The organism is Methanosarcina spelaei (genome assembly GCF_002287235.1).
Taxonomy (GTDB): domain Archaea; phylum Halobacteriota; class Methanosarcinia; order Methanosarcinales; family Methanosarcinaceae; genus Methanosarcina; species Methanosarcina spelaei.
In genome coordinates this window covers 1-2554 of record NZ_LMVP01000207.1, presented here as the reverse complement: position 1 = coordinate 2554, position 2554 = coordinate 1, and the positions used below count along the sequence as shown (strand labels likewise).

General features: G+C 34.2%; 4 protein-coding genes. 2 read left to right on the top strand and 2 right to left on the bottom strand.

Annotation, left to right across the window (positions count from 1 at the left end):
- Positions 1-50 precede the first annotated feature (50 nt).
- Both ASJ81_RS10940 and ASJ81_RS10935 read right to left on the bottom strand, forming a co-directional pair.
- The gene (locus ASJ81_RS10940) at positions 51-377 is read right to left on the bottom strand and encodes a hypothetical protein (protein ID WP_212556066.1); all 327 of its coding nucleotides are present in this window, start codon (positions 375-377) and stop codon (positions 51-53) included.
- A 54-nt stretch (positions 378-431) separates the two neighbouring features.
- Positions 432-1019, bottom strand: a complete 588-nt coding sequence (locus ASJ81_RS10935; RefSeq protein ID WP_245860067.1) for a DUF488 domain-containing protein — start codon at positions 1017-1019, stop codon at positions 432-434.
- A 1023-nt stretch (positions 1020-2042) separates the two neighbouring features.
- On the opposite strand from ASJ81_RS10935, the gene ASJ81_RS10930 reads away from it, so the two are divergent.
- Both ASJ81_RS10930 and ASJ81_RS10925 read left to right on the top strand, forming a co-directional pair.
- The gene (locus tag ASJ81_RS10930; protein WP_095644479.1) at positions 2043-2291 is read left to right on the top strand and encodes a hypothetical protein; all 249 of its coding nucleotides are present in this window, start codon (positions 2043-2045) and stop codon (positions 2289-2291) included.
- Positions 2292-2309: 18 nt separating this feature from the next.
- The coding region (locus tag ASJ81_RS10925; RefSeq protein ID WP_141241676.1) for a transposase at positions 2310-2554 on the top strand (245 nt) is incomplete at its 3' end.

The window sequence follows — 2554 nt, the reverse complement described above, 5'->3', positions numbered from 1 at the left end:
GGGAGAGGAATATGAAAATATATACCTCTAGTTGCGTTAACCTGCCGAAGCTAGGTTAATTTTTCAATTGAACTAACTTTTGACTGGAGTAAATTTCTTAGCTCTTCATCCTCAATAGGAGAATGCAGGTTCTTGTAGCGAATTTGCTTTCTGCTTTCTCTTCTTTGGTCGTTATCCGATTCCGTCAGGATGACTTCAATCCTGTCTTTTTTCTTAAAATCGATTAACTTTTCCCCATAGCTAAATTCGAAAGGATAAACTCTCCTGAATTCTCCTTTTTCGTTTATTCCGGCAACACATACAAGATATCCATGCTTTCTACTTTCTTCTGGTGTAGCCCTCACCAGAACTACGATTTTCTCGGTTTCCTGCTTCAATCAGGAAAAGCCTCCAAAAAATAGAACAATAGTTTTACATGGCTTTTATGTGTTTCAGATATTTAAAACTTCCACATTTTCTTTCTGAACTATATTTCTTGCAATAACTCCACGATGGCACATGTTTACATCAGCTTCGAAACACATTAGAGCAACACGGTGGCTTCGGCTTAATTCCGCAATATTATCTAAAAGCTCGGGATTGTCTTTTATTGTCGTTTTTTCATAGTACTCGAAGAGTTTTTCGTAATCTTTGAGTGTGAGAAGGTCTTTTCTTTTTTCCCCTTCTATACCAAGTTCAGGAATGTGGAGGTATCGAATCTCCGAATTTTCGAGATAATTTTTAAGGCTATTTTTTGTGAAATCGAATTTCATGCTGAAAGGGTTTTTCCTGACATCAACAAGAACATCTATGGCATTCTGAATTAAGATATTAAGGAAAAGGTCAATATCCCTTCCTTCGTAACCGATAGTGAAAAGGCCAGGATCATATTTTACATTTTTTTGAGAAGGAAGAAGTTTGCTTCTTATGGTATACTCAGGAAATTTTTGGTATACATATTCCTTAATTTCTTCTTCTGAGTTGAGTTTTCTTATAACTCGATTTATTTTCAATGTTGCTTTCTGGTCAATTCTTTTCAAAGCTATTTTTCCTTTTTCGGTTAATTCGATTTTCTTTTCCTTTTATATTATATAGCCTGCTTTTTGTAATGTAGATATATCAGTATAGCAAACATTGGAAAAAGGTCCATAATGGTGAGGAAAAAAATGATAGAATTTCATTAATTTGTCTATTTTTTCTACATGGGATGACAAAAAAAGACTCTTCGTTATCATTAACCTGGAAGACAAGTCCCTCTCGTGAAGTCTGTCTATAGTGTAAAGAAGAGCTCTTTGTTTATGATTTAGATTTTTCATTAAATTACCATATCTTGCTTGTTTATATTAATAGAATTTTTCATTTGACTTTTATATGATCTCATTTAGTTAGCAAATTTTTGTAAATTTTAACTTGATAATTTTTTTAATTAATCAATTTATTAAATGTAATTCTAACGGAATTATAGATTTCTACGGTAACATTAAGTTTTAGGTCCCCTAAGAATTTACGCAGTTATAGTGTCAATTTCGAAAAGAAGAGAGCGAGAAGGGAGCTTTGGTTCTTCGAGATTCTGTTTAATTCTGGTACTTGAATAAGTTTATTTTCTGAGGACTAGAGACAGAAGTTTGAGATTGCAAAAAGAGAAGGCAGAGATTATGAGACGGCGGAGGTTTTGCTTGAGAGAATAAAAGCAGAGAAAGGAAAAAATAAAAAATAACAGTGCTGCTTTTTGAATTTTAATCTCTTTCTTTTTATTTTAAGGGAAAAGCCGGCTGCCTGGCAGCCGGTGAGAGCATCGGTACCCAAAAAGCAATTCGAAAAAATACGGCGATTTCTTCAACCCGACAGTTACACAACCACCGCTAAGTTAAGTGGAACCAGGATCGGGAAAAAATAACTTGAAAAATATTTCTTTCAATATGTTAATTGAGCCAAACACACTGTCTTAAAAGTAAATCCCTGGCAAAACTTCATTACCATTGCTAGGAAATAGAAATATACAAGATTTTGCCAAAAATCCGGGCCTGAAAATTCTCAATCTAATGAAACAGCTGGGATAAAGTATGTCTTCCTGTGTTGGACCTGATACTGATCAGAATACTAATGATAATACTGATCAGAATACTAATGATAATACTGATCAGAATACCAATAATGATACCGATCATTGCAGCGAATATCATGCCAGTACTTGCAGCAGAGAGCAGGGATCTCTTAATATGGTAACAGAAACTACCGATGCTTATTCTCCTGAACAGTTTGTTATTTCCAATTCATTATATGAGCCTATCCCAAAAGTAATATTATGTTGAAATTATAAATTTACTTTTATGTCATTTCGTGAAATCGATGATGTTCTATGGGAATCCATGGAACCTTATCTTCCTCCACAGAAATCATATACAGGAAGGCCACGTGCAAATATGAGAAAGTTAATGAACGGTATTTTGTACGTTGTTATGACAGGTTGTACGTGGAAAGACGTTCCCAGGAAATATGGATCTAAGTCAACAGTGCATAGATTCCATCTATATCTGTGTGAACATGGTATTTATCAGAAGATTTTCAATGAACT

Coding starts and splice junctions, on each gene's coding strand:
- ASJ81_RS10930 (WP_095644479.1), top strand. CDS start 2,043: ATGTCTTCCTGTGTTGGACCTGATACTGATCAGAATACTAATGATAAT.